26 protein-coding genes are annotated in these 22,641 nt (G+C 61.1%); 14 read left to right on the forward strand and 12 right to left on the reverse strand.

The window, feature by feature from the left end; genetic code table 11:
- Positions 1-8 precede the first annotated feature (8 nt).
- Together IB285_RS08360 and IB285_RS08365 are read left to right on the forward strand one after the other, a co-directional pair.
- Positions 9-854: a sterol desaturase family protein gene (locus tag IB285_RS08360; protein ID WP_190787741.1), complete on the forward strand. Its 846-nt coding sequence runs from the start codon at positions 9-11 to the stop codon at positions 852-854.
- Between the two features lie 195 nt (positions 855-1,049).
- A complete protein-coding gene (locus IB285_RS08365; RefSeq protein ID WP_190787742.1) occupies positions 1,050-1,592 on the forward strand; it encodes a SixA phosphatase family protein in 543 nt (180 codons plus the stop codon).
- Here IB285_RS08365 and soxR read toward each other — a convergent pair.
- Entirely contained in the window at positions 1,589-2,044 is a 456-nt protein-coding gene (gene soxR, locus IB285_RS08370; protein ID WP_234033097.1) for a redox-sensitive transcriptional activator SoxR, read from the reverse strand. The genes IB285_RS08365 and soxR overlap by 4 nt on opposite strands.
- Positions 2,045-2,142: 98 nt before the next feature.
- Between soxR and IB285_RS08375 the strand changes: the two genes are divergently transcribed.
- Complete coding sequence (locus IB285_RS08375) at positions 2,143-2,535, forward strand: VOC family protein (protein ID WP_190787743.1); 393 nt, start codon at positions 2,143-2,145, stop codon at positions 2,533-2,535.
- Between the two features lie 162 nt (positions 2,536-2,697).
- Here IB285_RS08375 and ubiA read toward each other — a convergent pair whose 3' ends face one another.
- Together ubiA and IB285_RS08385 are read right to left on the reverse strand one after the other, a co-directional pair.
- Positions 2,698-3,600 carry a 4-hydroxybenzoate octaprenyltransferase gene (gene ubiA / locus IB285_RS08380; protein WP_190787744.1) on the reverse strand — a complete coding sequence of 301 codons (903 nt, stop codon included), beginning with the start codon at positions 3,598-3,600 and terminating at the stop codon, positions 2,698-2,700.
- Complete coding sequence (locus tag IB285_RS08385) at positions 3,597-3,983, reverse strand: hypothetical protein (protein ID WP_190787745.1); 387 nt, start codon at positions 3,981-3,983, stop codon at positions 3,597-3,599. The genes ubiA and IB285_RS08385 overlap by 4 nt, the downstream gene beginning before the upstream one ends.
- A gap of 39 nt (positions 3,984-4,022) precedes the next feature.
- Here IB285_RS08385 and IB285_RS08390 point away from each other — a divergent pair, with 39 nt between their 5' ends.
- The 3 genes from IB285_RS08390 (at position 4,023) to IB285_RS08400 (ending at position 6,553) form a co-directional block, all read left to right on the forward strand.
- Entirely contained in the window at positions 4,023-4,778 is a 756-nt protein-coding gene (locus IB285_RS08390; RefSeq protein WP_190787746.1) for a 16S rRNA (uracil(1498)-N(3))-methyltransferase, read from the forward strand.
- 86 nt (positions 4,779-4,864) lie between these two features.
- On the forward strand, positions 4,865-6,235 hold the full coding sequence (locus IB285_RS08395) for a glutamate--cysteine ligase (protein WP_190787747.1): 1,371 nt from the start codon (positions 4,865-4,867) through the stop codon (positions 6,233-6,235).
- Positions 6,236-6,250: 15 nt separating this feature from the next.
- Positions 6,251-6,553 (forward strand): putative quinol monooxygenase, encoded by a 303-nt coding sequence (locus tag IB285_RS08400; RefSeq protein ID WP_190787748.1) that lies wholly within the window; start codon positions 6,251-6,253, stop codon positions 6,551-6,553.
- A gap of 22 nt (positions 6,554-6,575) precedes the next feature.
- Here the strand turns inward: IB285_RS08400 and IB285_RS08405 are convergent, their stop codons facing one another.
- The 4 genes from IB285_RS08405 to IB285_RS08420 form a co-directional block, all read right to left on the reverse strand.
- On the reverse strand, positions 6,576-7,919 hold the full coding sequence (locus IB285_RS08405; protein ID WP_190787749.1) for an outer membrane protein assembly factor BamB family protein: 1,344 nt from the start codon (positions 7,917-7,919) through the stop codon (positions 6,576-6,578).
- Between the two features lie 49 nt (positions 7,920-7,968).
- Positions 7,969-8,766 (reverse strand): tetratricopeptide repeat protein, encoded by a 798-nt coding sequence (locus IB285_RS08410; RefSeq protein ID WP_328705873.1) that lies wholly within the window; start codon positions 8,764-8,766, stop codon positions 7,969-7,971.
- Positions 8,767-8,921: 155 nt separating this feature from the next.
- Entirely contained in the window at positions 8,922-10,067 is a 1,146-nt protein-coding gene (locus IB285_RS08415) for a glycosyltransferase family 4 protein (protein WP_190787750.1), read from the reverse strand.
- Complete coding sequence (locus IB285_RS08420) at positions 10,064-10,930, reverse strand: alpha/beta fold hydrolase (RefSeq protein WP_190787751.1); 867 nt, start codon at positions 10,928-10,930, stop codon at positions 10,064-10,066. Before IB285_RS08420 ends, IB285_RS08415 begins: the two co-directional genes overlap by 4 nt.
- Positions 10,931-11,006: 76 nt before the next feature.
- On the opposite strand from IB285_RS08420, the gene IB285_RS08425 reads away from it, so the two are divergent.
- The 3 genes from IB285_RS08425 (at position 11,007) to rarD (ending at position 15,223) form a co-directional block, all read left to right on the forward strand.
- Positions 11,007-12,416 carry a protein adenylyltransferase SelO family protein gene (locus IB285_RS08425; RefSeq protein WP_190787752.1) on the forward strand — a complete coding sequence of 470 codons (1,410 nt, stop codon included), beginning with the start codon at positions 11,007-11,009 and terminating at the stop codon, positions 12,414-12,416.
- A gap of 149 nt (positions 12,417-12,565) precedes the next feature.
- Positions 12,566-13,987 (forward strand): succinylglutamate-semialdehyde dehydrogenase, encoded by a 1,422-nt coding sequence (gene astD / locus IB285_RS08430; RefSeq protein WP_199803460.1) that lies wholly within the window; start codon positions 12,566-12,568, stop codon positions 13,985-13,987.
- A gap of 312 nt (positions 13,988-14,299) precedes the next feature.
- Positions 14,300-15,223 carry an EamA family transporter RarD gene (rarD, locus tag IB285_RS08435; RefSeq protein WP_190787754.1) on the forward strand — a complete coding sequence of 308 codons (924 nt, stop codon included), beginning with the start codon at positions 14,300-14,302 and terminating at the stop codon, positions 15,221-15,223.
- On the opposite strand, the gene pyrC is transcribed toward rarD, so the two are convergent.
- Positions 15,220-16,257 carry a dihydroorotase gene (gene pyrC, locus IB285_RS08440; protein WP_190787755.1) on the reverse strand — a complete coding sequence of 346 codons (1,038 nt, stop codon included), beginning with the start codon at positions 16,255-16,257 and terminating at the stop codon, positions 15,220-15,222. The two genes, rarD and pyrC, sit on opposite strands and share 4 nt — an antisense overlap.
- 66 nt (positions 16,258-16,323) lie before the next feature.
- On the opposite strand from pyrC, the gene IB285_RS08445 reads away from it, so the two are divergent.
- Both IB285_RS08445 and ygfZ read left to right on the forward strand, forming a co-directional pair.
- Positions 16,324-17,217 carry an ATP-grasp domain-containing protein gene (locus IB285_RS08445; protein ID WP_190787756.1) on the forward strand — a complete coding sequence of 298 codons (894 nt, stop codon included), beginning with the start codon at positions 16,324-16,326 and terminating at the stop codon, positions 17,215-17,217.
- Positions 17,217-17,948: a CAF17-like 4Fe-4S cluster assembly/insertion protein YgfZ gene (gene ygfZ / locus IB285_RS08450; RefSeq protein WP_190787757.1), complete on the forward strand. Its 732-nt coding sequence runs from the start codon at positions 17,217-17,219 to the stop codon at positions 17,946-17,948. Before IB285_RS08445 ends, ygfZ begins: the two co-directional genes overlap by 1 nt.
- A gap of 1 nt (position 17,949) precedes the next feature.
- Here the strand turns inward: ygfZ and IB285_RS08455 are convergent, their stop codons facing one another.
- The gene (locus IB285_RS08455; RefSeq protein ID WP_190787758.1) at positions 17,950-18,546 is read right to left on the reverse strand and encodes a TetR/AcrR family transcriptional regulator; all 597 of its coding nucleotides are present in this window, start codon (positions 18,544-18,546) and stop codon (positions 17,950-17,952) included.
- A 30-nt stretch (positions 18,547-18,576) separates the two neighbouring features.
- Here IB285_RS08455 and IB285_RS08460 point away from each other — a divergent pair, with 30 nt between their 5' ends.
- Positions 18,577-19,506: a metal-dependent hydrolase gene (locus IB285_RS08460; protein WP_190787759.1), complete on the forward strand. Its 930-nt coding sequence runs from the start codon at positions 18,577-18,579 to the stop codon at positions 19,504-19,506.
- 77 nt (positions 19,507-19,583) lie between these two features.
- Here IB285_RS08460 and IB285_RS08465 read toward each other — a convergent pair whose 3' ends face one another.
- The 3 genes from IB285_RS08465 to rplU form a co-directional block, all read right to left on the reverse strand.
- Entirely contained in the window at positions 19,584-20,141 is a 558-nt protein-coding gene (locus IB285_RS08465) for a GNAT family N-acetyltransferase (protein ID WP_190787760.1), read from the reverse strand.
- A gap of 226 nt (positions 20,142-20,367) precedes the next feature.
- Positions 20,368-20,637, reverse strand: a complete 270-nt coding sequence (gene rpmA, locus IB285_RS08470; protein ID WP_190787761.1) for a 50S ribosomal protein L27 — start codon at positions 20,635-20,637, stop codon at positions 20,368-20,370.
- Between the two features lie 12 nt (positions 20,638-20,649).
- Positions 20,650-21,183 carry a 50S ribosomal protein L21 gene (gene rplU / locus IB285_RS08475; protein WP_190787762.1) on the reverse strand — a complete coding sequence of 178 codons (534 nt, stop codon included), beginning with the start codon at positions 21,181-21,183 and terminating at the stop codon, positions 20,650-20,652.
- Between the two features lie 236 nt (positions 21,184-21,419).
- On the opposite strand from rplU, the gene IB285_RS08480 reads away from it, so the two are divergent.
- Together IB285_RS08480 and IB285_RS08485 are read left to right on the forward strand one after the other, a co-directional pair.
- The gene (locus IB285_RS08480; protein WP_190787763.1) at positions 21,420-21,926 is read left to right on the forward strand and encodes a hypothetical protein; all 507 of its coding nucleotides are present in this window, start codon (positions 21,420-21,422) and stop codon (positions 21,924-21,926) included.
- Positions 21,926-22,624: a Crp/Fnr family transcriptional regulator gene (locus IB285_RS08485; RefSeq protein WP_190787764.1), complete on the forward strand. Its 699-nt coding sequence runs from the start codon at positions 21,926-21,928 to the stop codon at positions 22,622-22,624. The genes IB285_RS08480 and IB285_RS08485 overlap by 1 nt, the downstream gene beginning before the upstream one ends.
- Positions 22,625-22,641 lie beyond the last annotated feature (17 nt).

Here is a 22,641-nt window from a genome sequence, read left to right on the forward strand (position 1 = left end):
CGAAACACATGATTGATCCCGCCACCGGCGAAACTCTTGTCTACATCGCAGAGCGCGTTTCACAGCACTTCGCCAACGTCCTCTATTTCGATTTGGGGCGCTATCTCATTGCCGCTGGCGGTATGACGATATTGCTGTTCGTCTTCGGCAGTTGGGCCAAGGCGCGGCGGATCCAGCGCGACCGGACGGCCAAACGCAGCGATTATATACGCGAAGTCGCGTCGTCCTTCCGAACCATCCTCGTCTTCGCCGTGGTCACACTGGCGACACTGGTGGGTAGGGAATTCGGAGTCATCAAACTCTCTCTTCAGGAAGCGCCGCTGATCACGGTCGCCTGGCATTTCGCCCTCATCGTTGTCGCACACGATGCGTGGTTCTACTGGATACACCGCGCCATGCATTCCAAGGCGCTGTTCCGCGCGACGCACCTGCACCACCACAAATCGCGCACGCCCACTCCGTGGACGGCCTACAGCTTCACCACTATCGAGGCCGTGCTCGAAGTCGCCTTCGTCCCGCTGTTCCTGCTCGTGACCAGCCAGCTCGGCATCGCCTATGCAGGCTTCGCGATCTTCCTCTACCTGTGGCACCAGATCATCCGCAACGTAATGGCCCATGCGGGAAGCGAACTGTTTCCGGCTGGCTGGGTCGACAATCCGCTTACCGACTGGATTGCGACGACCACGCATCACGATCTGCACCATTCCTCGGGCTACAATTACGGCTTCTATTTCACCTGGTGGGACCGATGGATGGGGACCGAGCACCCGCGGTACAAGGAAGAATTCCGCGCCAACGCGAAACCGCTGATCTCGTTCGGCACCCGCGCGGCACATGCATCCGAGCGAGCCTGAGCGGACTTAGACGAGCTTAACCAGCCCCAACGGCCCGCGCTCTCCTCGCGCTGGTCCATGCGGCAGCCCATGCTTTCGCTTCGGCGGTAAGCATGCGGCTGCCGCATTTGCTTTACACGAGCGCCACTTACGTGTTGAGAACCTCTGCACGATGCGCGGCATCTGTCAGGCGAACGCTTTGAGAGGTTTGAACGAGTGACGAAAATCCTCGGATTATTGCGGCACGCCAAATCCGATTGGGACGATGTCTCCCAGCGAGACTTCGATCGCGGGCTCAATGATCGCGGACGGCGCGGTGCGAAGCTGATCGGCGATCACATTCGCGAACACGGGATCAAGTGGGATCGGCTGATCGCGAGCCCCGCCGCGCGTGTTGTGGCCACGCTGGAGACCGCCCTCCCCGCAATGCATACCGAATATGATAAGCGGCTGTATCTCGCCGGCTCGGACACGATCCTGGAAACGGTGCAGGATCACGCCGCATCTGCCGAAGACGATCTCGATACGATCCTGATCGCCGGACACAATCCCGGCTTGCAGGAGGTTTTGCTCGATCTCGTTTCCCCCTCTCGAGAGAACGATCTGTTTCGCGAGGCATCGGTCAAGTTTCCGACCGCGACCTTTGCGGTGCTCGAGTGCCGCATCGACAGCTGGGCGGATCTGAAGAACCATTGCGGCGAAGTGGTGCATTTCGCCCGTCCGCGCGATCTCGATCCCGAGCTTGGTCCGGAGACCTAATCGGCCAGCAGCTGGCGTGGTCCGGGCCCTTTCGCAGCGAGATGATCGTCGGCGTTATAGAGCGCGCATTTCTTGAGGCTCAGACACCCGCATCCGATGCATCCATCCAACCGATCGCGGGTGCGCTGAAGCTCGGCAATCCGCTCATCGAGGACTCGGCGGATCGAGGTGCTGATCACTTTCCAGTCGCGAGCGGTCGGCGTTCGGCCATAGGGCAGCTTTGCGAACTCGGCCTGGATTTCGCCTAGCGTCAGGCCAAGTTGCTGCGCAATACGGATAAAGCTGACGCGGCGAATGTCGGAGCGCAAGAAGCGGCGCTGATTGCCAGCGGACCGGACCGGCTCGACCAGCCCCTTGTCTTCGTAAAACCGGATCGCGGACACGGAAAGCCCAGTACGCCGAGCCATTTCGCCGATCGGAATGAGATCCGATTTACGCAGACGAACGGCCATGATCATGCTCCTTCAAGAATCTCTTGATCTCAAGTTAGGTTGAGATTGCATCCTGCTCAAGTCCGGTGATTCGGGCGACGCAGAAAGAGGAGGCACTCATGCCCACAGGAAAGATCGAGCACGCCAATCTATCGGTGACACAGCCCGAGCGCAGCGCAGCGCTGCTTACAAAACTGCTCGGCTGGGAAGAGCGCTGGCGGGGGAATTCGGCCTTGGGCGGCGACACCATCCACATCGGCGAAGCGGGCAATGGCGCGACTTATCTGGCGCTTTACACCAATGATGAGGTGACGGGCGACTTCGCGAAAGGCGCGCCGCTCAATCATATCGGACTGCTCGTCGATGACCTCGACGCGGCTGAAAGCGTGGTCATCGATGCAGGATTGAAGACTTTCTCGCACGACGATTACGACCCGGGAAGGCGGTTCTATTTCTTCGATTGGGACGGGATTGAATTCGAGGTGGTCAGCTATTCCGGCGGTGAGGCATGAACGAGCCGATCTTCCGACAACCAATGTTCGGCCCGCCTCGTAAACCTCCTCTCAGTGGCAAGCGAGGGAAATCTCCAACCGTTGGCCCTGTTCGCCAAGCGGCCCAGGCTAATGCGCTGGCGGGTGTTTTTCTCTCGCTTGCGCAACGCAAAGCGTGACGCGTCACGCATTGCCTACGACAAAACAGGCGGCAGCCATGAGTGCGCCCGCCAGCCGGTTCGAGCGAAACCTTTCAAGCGGGTTTGCCGGGTTGGCAGGGTCGAGCGTCGCGACCTGCCAGACCAGATGTAGCGCCACCGGCGCAAGCGCGAGCAGTGCCAGCCAATCGGGCCGGTATAGCCAGATACCGAGACCCCAAAGGCAGATGGTTGCACCGTAGAACAGGCCGACGCCGGCATGGACTCGCTCGCCCATGCGCAGGGCAGAGGATTTGATACCGACCAGCGCATCATCCTCGCGGTCCTGCAACGCATAGATGGTGTCGAATCCGATGACCCAGCAGATGCAGCCTGCATAGATCGCGGCGAGAGCATCCCAATTGTCGAACCGCAATTGCGTCCACCCGACCAGAAGCCCCCAATTGAACACCATGCCGAGCCATGCCTGCGGCCACCATGTGATCCTTTTCATGAAGGGATAAGCCGCAACCAGCGCAAGGCTGGCAAGCGCGACCAGCTGGGCTTCCGGGCGTAATTGGAGGAGGACAACGAGACCGATCAGGCTGAGCGCGACGAGCCAGCCCCAGGCGGTTTTCTTGGAAATGCGGCCGCTCGCCACCGGGCGCGCAGCGGTGCGCGCGACTTTCCGGTCGAGATCGGCGTCGACGATGTCGTTATAGACGCACCCTGCCCCGCGCATAGCGATCGCGCCGAGCAGCAGCCAGCCGAGCAGGGGCAGTTGCCATCCGGCTCCCGCCAACCACACACCGAACACGCAAGGCCAGAATAGCAGCCACCAGCCGATCGGACGGTCGAAGCGCGCGAGCTGCGCGAGGTCGCGGGGGAACTGCGGCAGACGCGCGACAAGCCCCCGATGTTCGCTATCCGGGACGACGGTTTCGCTCACGCGGCCGCCTCCTCTCGCTTCGCCGCCCGCCAGCCGAGGATCGCGAGCGCAAACATCGTCACATTACCGGCGAAATCCAGCATCCCGATCGAGGTGAGCACCAGCATTTCGTAATGGAAATACCAATTGAACCAGAAGAATGGCAGCAGCAGCACCGCAAACGCCAGAAATGCGCGCGCGGTGAAGCGCACGAACAGCGCCATGGCTCCGAACAGCACCGCCTGCGATCCGAAACACGCTATGATGAAGCGCGTCATGAACGTGTTTTCGCGATACGGCTCGGTCAGCGCCAGTTCGATCACGCTTGCGGGAAAGAACAACGCCCAGGCGCCCAGCACCAGGAACACCGCCGCGATGCCGAATTGTGCCAATCTTGCGGTCATGGCTTGCTCCTTAGCGCCCGCCACGACTAGTGCAAAGCCATGCCCGCAACGCCCGCCTGGCCGCCCCGCAGCGCTCCGCGTCTGTTCGTCGAAGATGAACTCGGCGAAGGCCGCGCTCTCGCGCTGGACGGGCAGCATGCGCACTATCTCGGCAAGGTCATGCGCGTGCGCGAAGGCGATGCAGTGGTGCTTTGCGACAATGTTACCGGCGAGTGGGCCGCGCGCGTGGACGATGTCGAAAAGCGCCGCGTCGAGGTGACCGTGGTGGAACGGCTGCGAGAGCGGGAGAGCGTACCCGAAGTCTGGCTCTGCCCGGCACTGCTGAAGAAAGATCGTTTCGACCTCGTGCTCGAAAAGGCGACCGAACTGGGTGCGGCTTGCATCCAGCCAGTCATCACTCACAGATGCGTTGCGGACAAGCTCAACTTGGAACGTGCGCGTACGATCACCATCGAAGCTGCCGAACAGTGTGCACGCACGGCGCTGCCTGAGCTGATCGCTCCGATGAAACTCGAGGCATTGCTGCGCGATTGGCCATCCGAGCGAGCGCTGTTCTTCGCCGACGAGCTGGGCGGAACGCCGGCGGCGGAGGCGTACGCGGCGCATTCCGGCCCGGCAGCGATACTGATCGGCCCCGAAGGCGGCTTCGACAACGCTGAACGCGAAGCCATCCGCGCGCTTTCCGAAGCGCGAGCAATCTCTCTTGGACCCAGGATCTTACGCGGAGAAACCGCCGCAATCGCGGCGCTTTCCGCGTGGATGGCATCGTCTGGCGATTGGCAGGCCACCAGGTAACTAAGTTGCAGGCAGTGCAATTTGAGCTTCCCACGCCTGAATCGGTTTCCTAAGGCAACCCGAAACAGAGGAAGGTGCCCACCCCCATGAGCACACGCGAAGCATCAGACGCCAACGAACCCGTCATCGAGAGCCTGGACGATCTCGTCGCTCCGATGATCGGCGGGGAAAAGCCCGCAGCCGACTGGCGCATCGGCACCGAGCATGAGAAGTTCGTCTACCACCGATCCGACCGGCACGCCCCGTCTTATGAGGAAGAAGGCGGCATTCGCGACATCCTTTTGAGCCTGCGCGAGTTCGGCTGGGAACCGGTCGAGGAGAACGGCAAGGTCATTGCGATGAGCGGCGCGGACGGCACGGTCAGCCTTGAACCGGCGGGTCAGCTTGAGCTGTCAGGAGCTCCGCTCGAGAACCTGCACGAAACCTGCGCGGAAACCGGGCGGCATCTTAACCAGGTCAAGCAGATCGGCGAGCGCTGCGGTGTCGGCTTCATCGGCCTCGGCATGTGGCCCGACAAGACCCGCGAAGAGCTGCCCATCATGCCCAAGGGGCGATATGAAATCATGATGCGGCACATGCCGAAGGTCGGCACTCTGGGCCTCGACATGATGCTGCGGACCTGCACCATCCAAGTGAACCTCGATTATTCGTCCGAAGCCGACATGGTGAAGAAGTTCCGCGTCGGTCTCGCGCTCCAGCCTCTCGCAACAGCCCTGTTCGCGAATTCGCCGTTCACCGAAGGAAAGCCCAACGGCTACCTCTCCTATCGCAGCCACATCTGGTCGGATACCGATCCGCATCGCACCGGCATGCTGCCCTTCGTCTTCGAAGACGGTTTCGGATATGAGCGCTGGGCCGAATACATGCTCGACGTGCCGATGTACTTCGTGTTCCGCGACGGGAAATATATCGACGCGGCAGGTCTAAGCTTCCGGGATTTCATGGACGGCAAGCTTTCTGTCCTCCCCGGTGAACGCCCCACTGCGAGCGATTGGTGGGATCATCTCTCAACCGCGTTCCCCGAGGTGCGCCTCAAAAGCTTCTTAGAAATGCGCGGTGCCGATGGCGGGCCTTGGAGCCGCATTTGTGCGCTTCCCGCGTTCTGGGTGGGCTTGCTTTACGATCAAGGCGCTCTCGACGCCGCATGGAATCTCGTGAAGGACTGGTCGATGGAAGAGCGCGAACGGCTACGGAGCGAAGTGCCGCGGCTGGGTCTCGCTACCCGATTGCCCGGCGGCGGGACGATGAAGGATCTGGGCCGGGACGTACTCAAGATCGCGCATCAGGGATTGGCTGCACGCGGCCGCCTGAACGCCAGCGGCGATAATGAGACCGGCTATCTCGAAACGCTCGACGAGATCGTGAGCACGGGGAAAGCTCCTGCGCAGCGCCTGCTCGATGCCTATCACGGCGAATGGAACGGCGACGTTTCGCGGGTCTATAAATATTCATTCTGACGGGGGAGGAAGCCCATGCTGATCGTACTGGCCGAGGCGAAACTGGGCGACGGCGCACTTGAGCAGGGGCGCAAAGCTTTCACCGCAATGGTCGAAGCCTCTCGCAAGGAGGAAGGCTGCATCAGCTATGCCTATGCGCAGGACGTGCTCGACCCCTCAACGCTGCACATCACCGAAAAATGGGTCGATGAGGCTGCGCTCGTCTCACACTTTCAGGAGCCGCATATGGCAACCTTCCAGAAGGCGCTCGCGTCGATTGACGTGACGGTGACAGAGGCGCGCAAGTACCACGCCGATGACGGCGCTCCGCTAATCTAGCCTGCCTCCGAAAAGTTACCGATCAACGATAGGCGTGGATCGTCCCGCTGTCGTCCAGCACGTAAAGGTGCTCGCCCGCAACGATGGGCGGCAGGCTGACCGATTTGTCGATATCGGTAAACAACTGCGACGAACCCTCGCCCGCGCTGACCCGCCAGATTTCGCCGCGTGAGCTGGCAACCCATAGCTGCCCGCCTGCCAAAGCCGGGCCGGTCCAGAAAATCTGGCCCTTCCGGTCTTTTTCATCGCGGTATTGCTGCAGCTGGGTGATCCAGCGCACCCGGCCGGTCGAGCGCGCAATGGCAAGCAGCCGCGCATCGTCGGTCAGCGTGAAAATCCATTCGCCTGCGATCGCCGGGGTCGAGATACCAGCAAGGTTGAGTTCCCAGATACGCTGCCCGGTGACAAGCTCATACGCCGCCATTCGGCCGCCTTGTCCAAGCGCGTAGACGCGACCGGAATCGATGATGGGATCCGCATCGATATCGGTGATCGAGCTGACCTGCGTCGAGATATTCGTGCGCGCCAGGGCATCGGCCCAAAGCACACGGCCATTCTCATAGCGATAGGCATTAAGCTCGCCGCTCGAGTACCCCGCAATAACGGTGCCCTGCCCCGCAGCCGGTGCAGCCACGCCGAACACGCCCGATTGCGTGGTCGAACCCGACTCGTCCCATACGAGGGAACCATCGGAGGCTTGCAGCGAGATAATCTGGTTGTCCTGCGTCATCACGAAGATCTGACCAAAGGCGATCGTCGGCGAACCGCGCAGCGGCCCCGCAGGCTTCACCTTCCAGATCTGCTCGCCGGTATCGGCATCCAGCGCCTTGACTTCGCCAGCACCGTTGGTGGCGTAAAGCCGCCCATCATTGTAGCTAACCCCGCCGCCGAAAGCGGACGGACGCATATCGTCTTCCATCACCGCGTCGGTGCGCCACACGGTCGCGCCGGTTTCCTTGTTGAAGGCGTGGATGGTGCCATCGGAGCCAACCGCGAACAGCTTGTCGCTGCCGACGACTGGTGTCGCGGCGAGCCGCTCCCGATTGCTCGCACCTGCGATCTTGGCAGTCCAAGCGCGCGACGGGCTCTCGGCGAGCGCAAGGTGGCCATAGGACTTGCTGGCCGAACCGCCGACCTGCGCCCATTCTTCGTTCGCCTGAGCAGGGGGCAGGACCACGCTGACACCCGCCAACGCCGGATCGACTTCCGCCCCGCTCTCGATGCGCGACAGGATCGGCATACGATCTCCGACAGTGGGCGTTTCCTTTTTACCGCCGCCGAAAAGCCCTCCGGAACATCCCGTGAGCGTCGCTGCCAATGCACCTGCAACAAGTGCAGTTCTGGCTCGATACAATTCAGTCATCATTCGTCCGTCCAAGTCTTCTTGAGAAGCGCTCTACCCTCGTCAGAGGCGCTTATTGTGAAAGCGGCACCAGCCCCTGTTCCGCGTTGACACCTTCATCTTCGAGCAATTGCTCGACATCTTCGATAGCATCCACACCGAGAAGGCCTGCCATCTGCCTTGCACGCGTGCGCAGCGTCTCGGGTTGTTCATCGTCCTTGGCGATGGCTGCAAAGAGCGCACCAGCCTCCGCCCGGCTGCCCTGCTCCAAATGCGCGATCGCCGTCAATTCAGCCGCGCTGCCGAAAAAAGCGTTGTCCGGCTGGGTTAGCCCTTCGAGCTTTGCGATCACTTCCGCCGGGTCACGCTCGTCGAAATTCGACGCCACTTCGCGAACGAGAGCCAGATCACGCAGCACGCCCGGTGCCGTTTCGTCCGCAGCGATTGCAGCGTATAGTTCAACAGCCTCTGCGGTGTTGCCTTGCTCGAGTGCAGCACCGGCCTGCAGGAAGCGCGCCGCTGTGCGCGGTCCCGCCTGCTGGGAGTCGATCAGGGGGGCTGCCGCTTCGCTCGCCTGATCGAAATTGCCGGCCTGCGAATAATCGAGCGCGGTGATCAGGGTTTCCGACTGCGCTTCAAGCTGTCCCTCCTGATACCGGTCCCACGCAAGATATCCGCCGAAAGCCGCCAGACCGAGCACCAGAGCCGAGCCCAGCGCAACGCCGTATTTCTTGAAGAATTGCTGCGCATCGTCCTGCCTGACGGCATCGTCGATTTCGCGCATGAGGATTTCGTCCTCTGCGCTCGTCTCGATACCAGCGGGGACGTTGTCTTTTGCGGGGTTCTTGGAACCTTTTGGGCCTAGCGCCACGGGGCTCTTTTCCTCATGCCATTTGCGTGTTTCGCGGACCTTTAGGCGGGCGCGCGCCCTTCCGCAATGCCGCACCTCCGCTCGGGTCCGGTCTCTCCCCGCCTGAAATGCCGCCGCCAAGTTGAACCGCCCATTAAGCGGGCGCTGTGCGATGACTAACGCGGCCCTTTCCACGCGCCATCCAGAGCGCCGGAATAGAGATCCGCGTAGCGTTCAGCCATGCGCGATATATCGAACAATTTGCGCGCTTTCTCCCGGTTTTCCCTGCCGATCCGCTTGGCCAGATCGGGATCGCGCGCGAATTCGCCGAGCATAGCGGCGAGCGCTTCCGCGCCGCCGGTTGCGGTGATGAATTCGCGGTTTCTCTCGCCCAAGATGCCCTTGATGTCGCCGACATCGGGAGCGACGATCGGCAGTCCTGCTGCCATCGCTTTCACAACCGCCAACGGAAACTGTTCGGTCGTGAGAGCCTGGGCGAAGATGTCGAACAGGCCGATGACCTTCGAAGGATCGTCGATCGCGCCCAGCAAATGAACGCGGTGGCTGACTTCTCGGCCGACCGCCGCATCCTGTATCGCTTCTTTTTCGGGGCCCTCGCCCAAGATGACCAGATGGCAGTTTTCCGGAAGGTCGGGGACCGCTTCGACAAGACGCGGCAATTGTTCGTTGGCACCTAGATCGGAGAGAGTGCCAATCCAGACCTCTCCTTCACGCTTGACCAGCCGCAATTTGCCCGGATCGGGTTTGCGCGCGAAAGCCTTGGTGTCGATGCCGGGCGGGACGCGTACCACGCGCTGTCGCGGCTGCTTCCACACATCGACAGCGATCTTCTCCAGCGTTTCGCCCGGCACGACCAGCGAATGCGCGCGGCCAAGGGCGATCCTGCGATACCAGTTCCGTCTGAAAGAGAGCTCCTGCACCGCGCCCGCATCAAAGCCGTCTTCATGGTGGATCAGGGGGGGCAGTCCGAGTTGCTGCGCGAAAACCGTGTGCGCCATCGCGACATTCATTGCGCCCCAGCCATAGCTCAGGATCAGATCGTATGGTTTCAACGCTTGCGCGATCGCGATCAGCTTTCCCGGTGCCGGGCGACCGGTCAGGGAAGGAAAATCGGCTGGATAGCCAACCTCGCTCTTTCGCCGGTCGATAAGCGCGCGCGCTTCCATCCGCTCCGGATCGGCAGAGACGACGTGGTGCGACAGCCCCTTGCCCAGCGCATTGATCAGACTGGCAGAGCGCGCTCCCGCGCCTGCTGCCGCGAATGTCGAATGGCAGTGTAGAATTCTGGGCGTCGAGGTCATTCTGCGCCGGCCAGCAATTCGCCAATCGCGGCGCGCGCTTCGGGCTCGTCCAGCGTCGGAGCATGGCCAACGCGTGGAACCGTCACAACGCTCATCTTGGGATTGCGCGCCTTCATCTGCTTCACCGTCTCGGCGGTGAGCAGGTCGGAAAGCTCGCCGCGGATCAGCACCATCGGCACAGCGCGCAAAGCCTCGAACGCAAGCCATAGGTTGGCAGGCGCTGCATTGCCTGGCTTGGAGAAAGGCTCTGCAATTGCCATGTCGTAATCGTAGCTGATCCGGCCGTTCTGGCAGACGCTGAGTGTGCGCTTCGCCATCTCCAGCCATCGATCGAGATCGAAATCGGGGAAAGCTGCGCCGTGCACTTGGCTGAGCGAGCGGGCTGCGTGAATCCACGTCGGATAGCTGCCGCCCTGCCTGACATAACCGGCGATGCGTTCGACCCCCGATGTGTCGATCTCCGGCCCGATGTCGTTCATCACAACCGCAGCGATGCGCCCGGGCTGTGCATGGGCGAGCATCATGGTCATCAGCCCGCCCATCGAAGTCCCGATCGCGACGAAGCGGTCGATTCCTTCTTCCCTCAGAAGTTTTTCGACATCGGCGACATATTGCAGCGGATTGTACGTGTCCGAATCCGGCGCATAATCGCTCATTCCGCGCCCGCGCATGTCAGGCACGATTACGCGGCGCGTCCGGCTGATATCCTCGGCGAGATCGGCAAAGTCGCGTGCGTTGCGCGTCAGACCGTGCATGCAGAGGACCGGCAGCCTGTCCGTCCCTTCAGGTCCCGGATAATCGCGGTAATGGAGGCTCAGCCCGTCCTCGCTGACCCAGGACCGGTCTTCATAGCTGGATGCCATATGCGGCGAAATTCCCTCACAGGTTTTGCAAGCAGGTGCGCTTGCGCCCGCCTTCGCTTGTCCCCACTATTGCGCCATGCGCGCAGAACCGCAACCTTCCAGCTATATCGCCGATCCTGCGATTCTGGAGCTGGCCGATTGGCTCGGCTCTCCTGTCGAACCTGCGAATTTTCCGCAAACGCAGCTGCGGTTTCGCAACGATCGCTGGACGAAATCGGTGGGACTCGATCATCTGGGCGACGAAGATTGGTTGAGGCATTTCGGCAGGTTCGAACCGCTGCCTGATAACCTGCCCCAGCCGCTGGCGCTCAAATATCACGGGCATCAATTCAGGGTCTACAATCCCGATATCGGCGATGGCCGCGGGTTTCTGTTTGCGCAGCTGCGCGGCGCGGATGGGCGCTTGCTCGATCTCGGTACAAAGGGTTCGGGCCAGACGCCCTACAGCCGGGCGGGCGATGGCCGGCTGACCTTGAAGGGCGCAGTGCGCGAAATACTCGCGACCGAAATGCTGGAAGCGCTCGGCGTAAATACGTCGAAAACGTTTTCGGTCGTCGAAACCGGCGAGCAGCTGATGCGCGGAGACGAGCCATCGCCGACGCGGTCCGCAGTGATGACGCGGCTCAACCACTCGCACATTCGCATCGGCACGTTCCAGCGGCTTCTGGCTTTGGAAGAAACCACGCAGATGGAGGCGCTCGTCGCATATTGCCTCAAGCACTTCCCTGGCCCCACCCCGCCTGAGGACGCGCCTGGACGCGATGAACCTGCGGTGGTCCTGCTGCATCAGGTTATCGAGCGACTGGCCGACCTCGCCGCAAGCTACATGGTCGCTGGCTTCGTTCACGGCGTGCTCAACACCGACAACATGAACGTGACGGGTGAGAGCTTCGATTATGGTCCGTGGCGCTGGTTGCCGACATGGGACCCGAGCTTCACAGCCGCCTATTTCGACCATGGCGGTCTCTACGCCTTTGGCCGTCAGCCCGAAGCGCTGCATTGGAATTGCGGCCAATTGGCCGTGGCGCTGCGCTTGCTTGCCGACAGCGAACCGCTGGTCGCGGCCATGAACAGGTTCGGAGAACTCTACATGGCCGCCGTCGCCCGGCGGTGGTGCTGGCGGCTGGGCGTGGAGCCACGCGGGACAGAGGCCGATGCCGCGCTCGTTTCAGTATGCGAGAAGCACATGCGCGAAATGGGCGAGGGTCCGGATGCGTTCTTCTTTGTGCACCGGTCCAAGCGGGGCGATGCAGACGGAGAACTTGGCGAAGCGCTTGCCCCGTACCGAGCGGCAGACGCGCAGCATGAATACTGGTCCGGCATGGCTCCGCAATCATTGCTGATCGACGAAGTCGAAGCGATCTGGGCAGCAATTGACGAAAGCGACGACTGGAAGCCGCTCGAAGAAAAGATCGTGCAGATGCGGCAGATGGGCGACGCGCTCGGCCCGGCTCCCGAAGCGCAGGGGCATTCACCGATTAGCTAACCCGCGCCATCCACCGGACCGGCTCAGCCGCTCCACTTTGGCAGCAATTTGCTCGGGCGCTCTATCTTTTCCGCCGGTCTCACACTACCGACCTAGTTAACGGAGCCAGTTCTGGTCGATAAGTTGGGGATGATGAGACGAAAGGTGACCTGTTAAACGTGTCCGATAACGTTCTGATTTCCTATGATCCCGCGACCGGTGAGGAGCTGTGGCAGGGCAAGCATGGCGATGTCGATGCTGCGGTCAGCGCGGCGCGCCGCGCCTGGCCGTCATGGGCTGCCCGTCCGCTCACGAACCGGATCGAGATGGTCAGCCGCTTCGCCAACGAGGTGCGCGCAGAGGCCGATGGCCTTGCTGAGCTTATCGCTCGCGAGGCCGGAAAACCCTTGTGGGAGGCAAGAACCGAAGTCGAAGCGGTCATCAACAAAGTCGACATCTCCGTGAATGCCTATGCCGAGCGGACAGGAAAGAAGAAGCTCGACAGCGGCCTTAATGGCACCGCCTCTGTCCGGCATAAGCCGCACGGTACGATGGCCGTTCTGGGCCCCTACAATTTCCCGGCGCACCTTCCCAATGGTCACATCATTCCGGCGCTGATCGCGGGCAATGTCGTCCTGTTCAAGCCTTCCGAGAAAACGCCTGCTGTCGGCGCCGCGCTGGTCGAGTGTTTCCGCAAGGCATCTTTTCCGGAAGGCGTCGTCCAACTCGTTGTCGGCGGGCCGGACGAAGGCAAGGCTCTGGTCGCCCACCCCGGCATTGATGGCGTGTTGTTTACCGGATCGGCCAATGCAGGGATCGCGATCAATCGCAAGCTTGCAGCAAACCCTGGCAAGATCGTCGCGCTCGAAATGGGCGGCAACAACCCGATGGTTGTAACCAAGACACCCAAGCTGAAGGACGCAGCTGTCCTCATCGTCCAGAGCGCATTCACGACAGCGGGTCAGCGCTGCACGGCAGCGCGGCGGCTGATCGTCGTCGACAGTGTCTATGACGCGCTGATGGACGAGCTGGTACCGCTCACCAAAAAGCTGATCGTCGGTGATCCGCTGAGCGAACCGCAGCCCTTCATGGGTCCGGTGATCGACAATGAAACAGCCGATCGCCTCAGCGAAAGCTTTCTTGCGCTGGTGACGGCTGGCGGCAAACCGATTTGTCATCTGCGACGGCCCGATCCGGAAAAGCCATTTCTTACGCCGGGCATTATCGACACGACCGATATCGAGGACCGCCCGGATATCGAGCTTTTCGGGCCAATCCTTCAAGTGATCCGCGTGCCCGATCTCGACAGCGCGATAACAGAGGCAAACAACACCCGTTTCGGCCTTTCCGCTTCGCTCATCGGCGGCTCGCCGGAGGACTACGGACGCTTCTGGGCCAATATCCGCGCGGGGATTATCAACTGGAACCGGCCCACCAACGGTGCCTCGTCAGGCGCGCCCTTTGGCGGCATTGGCCTGTCCGGAAATCACCGTCCTGCCGCCTATTACGCTGCCGACTACTGCGCCTATCCGGTCGCGAGTACCGAAATGGAGCAGCCGCGCGCCACGATCGGCGTCGGGCTCAAGGATTAAGCTTCGCATCTCGCCACGCGAAAACGAAAACGCCCCCACCCCTAGAAAGGGATGGAGGCGCTTTCCACGACAGGTGGTTGCCGCGCTCAGGCCGTTGGTGGGGATGGCCCAAGAAGGGGGAGCGAGGCGCAATGGCGCGGGGTGCATGCAGCCTCTCTCGATCTGGTTGTTCATGTATAGAGAGATATATCTGAACGGCCTGCGATCCGATTTGAAATCTAGCGTTCAGCTTAACCACCTCGAATCTGAATGAGTTTGAGCGCAAGGTGTGAGCTTGCGCGGTCGGTTGGCGAGGCCTAGGGGCAAGGCTCCATGGCCGCTTCCCAGCCCGCATCGCACTCTCCTTATCACGCAGAGCCATCCGGCCTGCCCGCGGCGCTGGGTGCGTATGTCATCTGGGGCTTCATGCCCCTGTACCTGTTGCTGGTGACCGCCGTTCCGCCGTTCGAATTCGTCGGCTGGCGGATCATCTGGACGCTGCCGTTTTGCCTGCTGATCGTCGCACTGCGGAAGCAATTTCCCGCGCTCCGCGCAGCCTTGAGCAATCCGCGCACCATGCTTGCCCTGTTCGCAAGCGCGATCCTAATCGCGATCAATTGGTTCGTTTACATCTGGGCGATCATGCAAAGTGAAGTCTACGCGGCGAGCCTTGGCTACTACCTCAATCCGCTGCTCAATGTGCTGCTCGGCACATTGCTGCTGAGGGAGCGTCTCAGCAAGTGGCAGTGGCTGGCGGTCGCCATCGCCGCCGGCGCGGTCGCTTTGCTGGCCGCCGGTGCGTTGACGACGCTCTGGATCAGCCTGACACTTGCCCTAAGCTTCGGCATGTATGGTATTGTGAGGAAGCAAGTTCCGGTTGGCTCACTACCCGGATTGACGATCGAAAGCGCCATCCTGCTGCTTCCTGCAGCTGGCATTGCATGGTGGTATGCGCAAAGCCCGGCAGGTTCGGCCTTCGGTACAGACCTCGGCCTCAGCGCTCTGATCGCGTTTTCAGGGATCGTGACCGCGGTGCCGCTGCTGATGTTCGCCATTGCGGCGAAGCGAATGAACTACTCAACGCTCGGCTTCATCCAATACCTTGCCCCGACCATCGTGTTCATTCTCGGGCTGACAGTGTTCGGCCAGGAGCTTCAGCCGGTGCAATTGGGCAGCTTCGTGTTGATCTGGACGGCTGTTGCGATTTTCGTCGCCGACCTGTGGACCAAGTCCCGCCGAACAAGAGCGACCGCTTAGCCCGCGATCCGCCAGCCAAGCGTCTGCCCGGCGTGGAAGGGGACGATGTCCTCTCCCGTCAGCGGCAAGGTTTCTGGCACGGCAATATCGGCTCGCTCCAGCGTAATCTGCTCCTCATTCACTGGCAGACCGTAGAACGCCGGACCATAGAGCGAGGCGAAGCCTTCGAATCGATCGAGAGCATTTTCCTCTTCGAACACGGCCAGATAGCTTTCCAGCGCGAATGGCGCGTTGAAAATACCCGCACAACCGCAAGAGGATTCCTTGGCAGACCGAAGGTGCGGCGCGCTGTCCGTGCCGAGAAAGAATTTCGGCGACCCAGATGTTGCGGCGCGGCGCAGGGCCAGCCGGTGGGTCTCGCGCTTGGCGACCGGCAGGCAGTAATTGTGCGGCTGGATGCCTCCCACCAGCATCGCATTGCGATTGATATGAAGGTGTTGCGGCGTGATCGTGGCAGCGACATTGATGCCGCTTTCTTCGACGAAGGTCACCGCATCCGCTGTGGTGATGTGTTCGAACACAACCTTTAGATTCGGGAAGTCGCGAGTGATGGCGCGCATGTGTCGCTCGATGAACTCGGCTTCACGGTCGAACACATCGATGTCGTGATCGGTAACTTCGCCGTGGATGCACAGCACGATGCCTTCCGCTTCCATGCGCTCAAGGACCGGGTAGATCTTAGCAACATCGCTCACTCCGCTTGCCGAATTGGTTGTTGCATTGGCGGGATAGAGCTTCGCAGCGGTGAAAATGCCGTCCGCCGCCCCGCGCGCAAGGTCGTCAGGATCGGTTGTGTCGGTGAGGTAGCAGGTCATCAGTGGCTCGAAACGAACGCCCGGGGGCACCGCGGCGCGGATACGGTCGCGATAATCGCTTGCAAGCGCGGCTGTCGTCACAGGCGGCGTCAGGTTCGGCATCACGATCGCGCGGGCGAACTGGCGCGCCGTGTAAGGCACGACGCCGAGCATGATCTCGCCATCGCGAAAATGGAGATGCCAATCGTCGGGGCGGCGGATCGTGAGGCTGTCGGTCATGCGCGATGCCATAAGCGCGCGCGTTGGGTCTTTCCAGTCCCGCCGCGCACGAATAGGGCGCAGTGCATGCCCACTATCGGATTCCTCGCTTGCGAGACGACCCTACCCGGAAACGGCGACCGCCGCCGCGGCGACGCGTATGAGCACGACCTGATGGTTGCCGCCCTCGAGCCAGCGTTTGAGAAGCACAACCTCGAATTGAGGGTCGTCGATTGGGAAGCGCCTGTCGAGGCTTTCGACGGGCTGGATCTCGTGCTGCTCGGCACGGCTTGGAATTATCAGGACAAGGCACAGGAGTTCATCACGCGGCTCGAGAAATTGAGCGCACGCGGGATCATGGTGTGCAACCCGCCGGAGGTGGTCCGATGGAACTACAGCAAGACCTATCTGCGCGACCTCGCGAGCAGCGGCGCCCACACCATTCCCACGCAGTGGCTGGACGACGTCACTCCGGCCGATGCACTTTCGGCGATGGCCGCGTTTGGGTGTGACAGACTGGTTGTGAAACGACAGGTTGGTGCAGGCGCGCTCGATCAGGTGCTCCTCAGCAGTGACGCCTTACCAAAAGAAGGCTGGCGCTACGGTCACCGCGCGATGTTGCAGCCCTATCTGCCCGCAATAGCGAGCGAAGGCGAACTCAGCTTCATCTTCATTGATGGAAAGCTCGGCCATGCCTTGCGAAAGCTTCCCGCAAAGGGGGATTACCGCATCCAATCGCTCTATGGTGGGACCGAGGGCGTCTATCATCCGGCCGCCGAAGAAATCGCAGAGGCCTCCTCGATCGTCGCAGCGCTCCCCTTCCCCGTTCCGCTTTATGCGCGGATCGACATGCTGCGTGCGGAGGATGAAGCGCTGATGGTTATGGAAGCCGAGCTGATCGAACCCTATCTCTATCCCGAGCAAGGACCAGAGCTGGGCGAACGGCTCGCCAGCGCCATAGCAAAACGAGTTGCACACTGATGACTGCGAAACCACTCGCCCGAAGGGCTATCATTAGGGTCGCCCCGCGTAACGGTGACGAGAATGTCGCTGATTTCCTTCAAGGTCTGCTCACCAACGATGTGACAGGCGACTTGCCAGCCTATGCCGCTTTGTTGTCGGCGCAGGGGAAGGCGATGTTCGATTTCCTCGTATGGCCTGGGGAAGACGGATCGCTGCTGCTCGATTGCGAAGCGGAGAGCGCCGACGATCTGGTGAAGCGTCTTTCGCTGTACCGCCTGCGCCGCCCGATCGACATTGCCGTTGATGAAAGCCTCGCCGCATACTGGAGCGAGCGTGCTTTCGATGGAGCATTGCCAGATCCACGCCTTCCTGCGCTCGGCTATCGCGCTGTCGCGCCGGCTGATATCCGGGATGCTACAGACGAAGCCTACCGCGCTCATCGGCTCGCCCTAGGCGTGCCGGAAGGTCAGGCTGAACTGGGCGATATCCTGTGGCTGGAAACGAACGCAGTCGAGCTCAACGGCGTGAGTTTCGACAAGGGGTGTTATATCGGTCAGGAGAACACCGCCCGGATGAACTGGCGGCAAAAGGTCAATCGGCGGCTGGTCGTCGTGCCGCTCGCCTCATCCGAAGAGAAACGGCGCAAGGCGGCTTATCCCGATGTGGGCCTGGCGGTCGATCACTTGCGCGTTGCCGATCTCGATCCCCAGACGCTACCCGACTGGCAGGCTGCCGCGATCGGCGAATAATCTAATTCTGATAATGCTCGGCCATTGATGCTTCGAGATTGGCTGCGGCGCGCTCGCGCGCGGTGTCACGTGGAAGGCCCAAAGATTTTGCCAGCGCGGCACCGATAAGCGCATCGCCCAGCGCCAGCAGCACGAGACTGAGCGTGTCCTTGTGGACGTGCATGTCGTCGCCGTGGGTTTCAGCCTCTTCGGGCGCGATCTCATCTACCAGTTCGTGAATGGTCGAGATGATGGGATTAAGCGCATCCTCGTTACCCGTCAGCAGCATCCAGCTGGTGAGCGCACCCGCACCTTCTCGGTCGAACGCATCGAACGCCAGATCCACCACTTCGCGCGCGGACCCTAGCCCGGCCCTGCTGGCCCGAACCGCTTCGATGATTGTCTCGCATACGGTTTTCGCGAGATGCTCGGCCAGCGCCTTTTGCAGCCCCGATGCGGAACCGAAATGATGGAGCAGGTTGGCGTGCGTACGCCCGATCCGCGCGGCCACCGCCTTCAGCGTGACCGATTGCGGACCTGTTTCGATAAGCAGTGCGCGCGCGGCCTCAAGGGCGGAACTGCGCGACTCTTCGGGCGTTAACCTCTTGCGACTTGTCATTAATTTGCATCCCTAATAAAAAGTAAAGCCATGAACAAGCAAACCTCGTTCGAAATCGACCGCTCCGCGGCCGTCGATGAAACCCCACAGAGCGACAAATCGCTCGGCCTGGCGCGCGCCAGCGCGACGCCTGCGGAGCATGAGCTGATCGTGCGAAACGAACGTTTCCCGAGGGAAGCGATGGTTCCGCGCCACTGGCACTCGGGCGATCCTGTCGCGACCGCTTGGTACAATTCGGTCTCCGCCAGCCTGCCGCGCGGCGAGGCGTTCTTCATCGACACTCTGCGTCTTTTCAGGGACGACCTTCCGGCCAATCTGGCCCGCGAAGTGAAGGCGTTCACCACGCAGGAGATTAATCATACCCGTGAACATGTCGCTTTTAATCGGCTTGTTTCCGACCATGGTTACAACGTCGAAAGCATCGACCAGGGCATTCAGGCGATGCTCGCTTTGACCGAAGGGCGGCCGAAGGAATTCAACCTCGCCATCACCATCGCGCTTGAACACTTTGCTGCGATCATCAGCCGCCATCTGCTACAGTATCCCGACTATCTCGAAGGTGCAGATCCTGTGGCCGCCGAAGTGTGGCGCTGGCACGCGACCGAAGAAATCGAGCACAAGGGGCTGGTCTACGATGTCTGGCTGCATGCAACGCGCGATTGGAGCGCATGGAAGCGGTACAAGACCCGCGCGATGATCGCCGCCCTCATCACCAAGAAATATTTCGGCAACCGGATCAGGGACGCGATCGGGCTGCTTGAACAGGATGGGTTCACCCGGAAACAGGCGAAGCGCAAACTCTATGCGTTTCTCTGGTGGAAACCGGGCATGATGCGCCGCATGTTCTTCGAATGGGCGAGCATCCTCAAGCCCAGCTTTCATCCGTGGCAGCATGACGACCGCGAGCTTATCCAGAAATGGGAAAGCCCGTACAAAGACGCTGTCATGCCAGCTGAATGAGTTCGATTATCTTGAAAGAAAAAACCCCGGCAACTCAACCGAGTAGCCGGGGTTTTTTTGCGAGTGAGTGAATAATCTTACGCGGCGCGCCATTCGGCCATTACCGGCTGCACCACATCGCGCTCCGTCAAGGATATCTCATACTCGGCAGTCGGCGCCTTTTCCCCGCGCGCGCATGAATGGCGTTCAACCACTCTGCCCGTCGGTTCGAAACCGAGCTTGCGCAACACGATACCGGATGCCGGGTTGTCGAGAAAGTGGGATGCAACCACCGTTTCGTGACCGAGCGTCGGCACAATATTGAGCACCGCTGCACCAGCCTCCGTCGCGAAGCCCTGTCCCCAAAACGGCCGCGCGATCCAGTATCCCAGTTCGACCGCATCGGTGCGGTCCTCCAAAGGGTCGATGCCGATGCAACCGACGACCTCGGCATCGCGCGCTCGCGTTATCAGGAAGCGCGGATATTTCGGATCGATCGGTAAGGAAACGAATTTGCGCGCATCCTCAGCGACGTAAGGCCAAGGAGCGCGGGCGAGATTACGCACCACGCCCTCGTCGGAAATGCCGGCGAGGACGCCCTGCCAGTCCTCCGGCCAGATCGGTCTTAACAGCAATCTGTCGCTACGATGGAACACGAACTCTCTCTCCTCACCAAGGTCGAGACCGCCCCTGTCGAAACAGATAGGGACAATCGATGACGAATACATGGCGGCAAAATAAATATTTCGCCGAATTGTGAGGGAGAAACGACAAGAGGGAGACGGGCTCCCTGGTTACCAGGAAAGCCCCATCTCCCTCTTCGTGTGCCGATCTATCGGCTGGGACCGTCCTGGAGGACGATCCCTTTAACGAACCGTCCGGTTATTCGGCTGCTTCCGCAATCGCGTCGACCGACACGTATTTGCGGTCTTGCTTGCCTTTGTGGAATCGCACCACGCCATGCTCGAGCGCAAATAGGGTGTGGTCCTTGCCCATTCCGACATTCGCGCCCGGATAGAACTTGGTTCCGCGCTGGCGCACGATAATGTTGCCCGCAACGACGCTCTCGCTGCCGAACTTTTTCACACCAAGGCGGCGACCTGCTGAGTCGCGACCGTTACGCGATGAACCGCCTGCTTTTTTATGTGCCATGGTTCTACGTCCTTACTTGCTCTCGTCGGCCTTGGGCGCTGCCTTCTTGGCAGGCGCTTTCTTGGCCGGTGCTTTCTTCGCGGCTGGCTTCTTTGCAGGAGCTGCCTTCTGCGCTTCGGTTGCCGTCGCTTTGGCTTCGGCAGCTGCGCCCTTGGCCGCTGGCTTCTTAGCCGGTGCCTTCTTCGCCGGTGGAGCTTTTGCTTCGGTCTTGGGAGCGGCGGCTTTCTTGGCCGGAGCCTTCTTCGTGCCTTCGCCTACATCGGTGATGCGCAGCAGTGTCATCTGCTGACGATGACCCGCCTTCCGGCGATAGTTGTGACGGCGACGCTTCTTGAAAACGACAACCTTCTCGCTCTTCGCCTGTGCGATGATTTCTGCCGAAACGCTCACCTTGGAAGCGTCGGCAACCTTGTCGCCTTCACCTGCCAGCAGGACGTCGCCCAGCGTAATCGTATCGCCGGCTTCCCCTGCGAGTTTTTCAACGGCAATTTTATCTCCGGCGGCAACCCGATACTGCTTGCCGCCCGTGCGCACTATCGCGAACATGGCTTATACTCTCAATCTCTTGGCGTGTCTGATATCGCGCGAACGGTCCGCGCCAATCAAACGGCAATGCGGCGCTGCAAAGGATGCAGCGTCGGAAAGATGGTCGCCGTTAAGGGAAACACCGCTTCAAGTCAACGCTCGTGCGCCACTAATTTGCCCGCACAGAGACATTTGCCGTTTCCCCCCAGCGCGCGGGTTTGCGCAGCCCCTCCATCGTGATATTCGCTTGAGCCGAGATGAGAAAGCCCTGCCCCTCCCTCCTCGCTGTCGCTCTCGCTGCTTTTGCGGTGACAGGCTGCGCGGGAGATCCGAGCCGCTATCCCTCGCTCGCGGTGCGCGATGTGGAGCGGGCGATGGGCCAGTTTTCGCCAACTGCGGCTGAAGATCCGGAACCGATTCGACCGGTAGCATCATCTGCAGATATCGGCGCGTTAACCGCGCGCGCGCAGCAATCGCATGACCGCTTTCTGGAAGCGCAGACTGGTGTGACGCGGCTCGTCGAAAGCGCTCGCGGGCGAGGTATCGAGAGCAACGCTCGCCAGCGCGCTCTGGTTGCGTTGGCCGATCTCACGGCCCTGCGCAGCGATACAACCCTCGCGGTGGGTGACCTCGATCTGCTGAAGGCCGAGGCCGCGACGACTTTTGCACCGACCGAAGAGATCGACGCGGCACGCGAGGAGGTTGCCGCCCTGCTCGCGGAACAGGATGACACACTCGATTCGCTGTGGGAACAGCTCCGGTAATGAACCTCGCTTGCGAAACCTGCCCGGTTAAAGAGAGTGCTGCCTGCGCAGTCCTCACGGAAGAGGAGCGCGACGCGCTCGCCGCGGCGGGCCGTACACGTGTTCTCAAACGCGGCGAGATGCTCTTCGCAGCGGGGGATGAAGATGCGGCTTGCGCCACCCTTGTTTCCGGCGCGCTGAAAGTCTCCGCCATCGATCAGGACGGAAACGAGCAAATCCTGGCTCTCGTCCATCCATCGGGCTTTATTGGGGAGCTCTTTGCGCCCTTTGCGCATCACGATGTTGTCGCGCTTACCGAAAGCAAGCTTTGCACCTTTGCGCGCAAGGATATCGCGCGGGCGATCGACGAGTATCCGGCCCTTGCACGTGCCCTGCTGCGCCGCAGCCAGGAGGATTTGCTCGCGACCCGCAGTCTGCTTGAACTCACCGCACAGGCTGACGCCGAAACCCGGCTTGCCGCGTTGCTCCACGATTTTGCGGTCGCTGCCAGCCAGTCATCCTGTCATCTCGCGGAGGAATTCGAATTGCCGCTTACGCGCGGAGAGATCGCCAATATGCTGGGCCTGACGATCGAGACCGTCAGCCGGAAGCTCGGCGAAATCGAAGAATCCGGTGCCATTCTGCGCAAAGGAAAACGCGGGATCGAACTGGTCGACCCCGCGCTTCTTCAGGCCCTCTCTGGCCGCCAGACCATCTAGGCCCGGCACAGATCTAG

Origin of the sequence: Erythrobacter rubeus, assembly GCF_014705715.1 — a bacterium.
GTDB classification, from domain to species: Bacteria; Pseudomonadota; Alphaproteobacteria; order Sphingomonadales; family Sphingomonadaceae; genus Erythrobacter; species Erythrobacter rubeus.

What these genes read in the sequence shown, in the direction of transcription:
- pyrC (WP_190787755.1), bottom strand. Translation starts at nt 16,257, where the DNA reads ATGACCGACAGCCTCACGATCCGCCGCCCCGACGATTGGCATCTCCAT.
- rpmA (WP_190787761.1), bottom strand. Translation starts at nt 20,637, where the DNA reads ATGGCACATAAAAAAGCAGGCGGTTCATCGCGTAACGGTCGCGACTCA.
- ygfZ (WP_190787757.1), top strand. Translation starts at nt 17,217, where the DNA reads ATGACTGCGAAACCACTCGCCCGAAGGGCTATCATTAGGGTCGCCCCG.
- IB285_RS08445 (WP_190787756.1), top strand. Translation starts at nt 16,324, where the DNA reads ATGCCCACTATCGGATTCCTCGCTTGCGAGACGACCCTACCCGGAAAC.
- IB285_RS08405 (WP_190787749.1), bottom strand. Translation starts at nt 7,919, where the DNA reads ATGATGACTGAATTGTATCGAGCCAGAACTGCACTTGTTGCAGGTGCA.
- IB285_RS08400 (WP_190787748.1), top strand. Translation starts at nt 6,251, where the DNA reads ATGCTGATCGTACTGGCCGAGGCGAAACTGGGCGACGGCGCACTTGAG.
- IB285_RS08360 (WP_190787741.1), top strand. Translation starts at nt 9, where the DNA reads ATGATTGATCCCGCCACCGGCGAAACTCTTGTCTACATCGCAGAGCGC.
- soxR (WP_234033097.1), bottom strand. Translation starts at nt 2,044, where the DNA reads ATGGCCGTTCGTCTGCGTAAATCGGATCTCATTCCGATCGGCGAAATG.
- IB285_RS08390 (WP_190787746.1), top strand. Translation starts at nt 4,023, where the DNA reads ATGCCCGCAACGCCCGCCTGGCCGCCCCGCAGCGCTCCGCGTCTGTTC.
- IB285_RS08455 (WP_190787758.1), bottom strand. Translation starts at nt 18,546, where the DNA reads ATGACAAGTCGCAAGAGGTTAACGCCCGAAGAGTCGCGCAGTTCCGCC.
- IB285_RS08485 (WP_190787764.1), top strand. Translation starts at nt 21,926, where the DNA reads ATGAACCTCGCTTGCGAAACCTGCCCGGTTAAAGAGAGTGCTGCCTGC.
- IB285_RS08395 (WP_190787747.1), top strand. Translation starts at nt 4,865, where the DNA reads ATGAGCACACGCGAAGCATCAGACGCCAACGAACCCGTCATCGAGAGC.
- rplU (WP_190787762.1), bottom strand. Translation starts at nt 21,183, where the DNA reads ATGTTCGCGATAGTGCGCACGGGCGGCAAGCAGTATCGGGTTGCCGCC.
- IB285_RS08480 (WP_190787763.1), top strand. Translation starts at nt 21,420, where the DNA reads ATGAGAAAGCCCTGCCCCTCCCTCCTCGCTGTCGCTCTCGCTGCTTTT.
- IB285_RS08375 (WP_190787743.1), top strand. Translation starts at nt 2,143, where the DNA reads ATGCCCACAGGAAAGATCGAGCACGCCAATCTATCGGTGACACAGCCC.
- IB285_RS08425 (WP_190787752.1), top strand. Translation starts at nt 11,007, where the DNA reads ATGCGCGCAGAACCGCAACCTTCCAGCTATATCGCCGATCCTGCGATT.
- IB285_RS08415 (WP_190787750.1), bottom strand. Translation starts at nt 10,067, where the DNA reads ATGACCTCGACGCCCAGAATTCTACACTGCCATTCGACATTCGCGGCA.
- IB285_RS08385 (WP_190787745.1), bottom strand. Translation starts at nt 3,983, where the DNA reads ATGACCGCAAGATTGGCACAATTCGGCATCGCGGCGGTGTTCCTGGTG.
- rarD (WP_190787754.1), top strand. Translation starts at nt 14,300, where the DNA reads ATGGCCGCTTCCCAGCCCGCATCGCACTCTCCTTATCACGCAGAGCCA.
- IB285_RS08420 (WP_190787751.1), bottom strand. Translation starts at nt 10,930, where the DNA reads ATGGCATCCAGCTATGAAGACCGGTCCTGGGTCAGCGAGGACGGGCTG.
- IB285_RS08460 (WP_190787759.1), top strand. Translation starts at nt 18,577, where the DNA reads ATGAACAAGCAAACCTCGTTCGAAATCGACCGCTCCGCGGCCGTCGAT.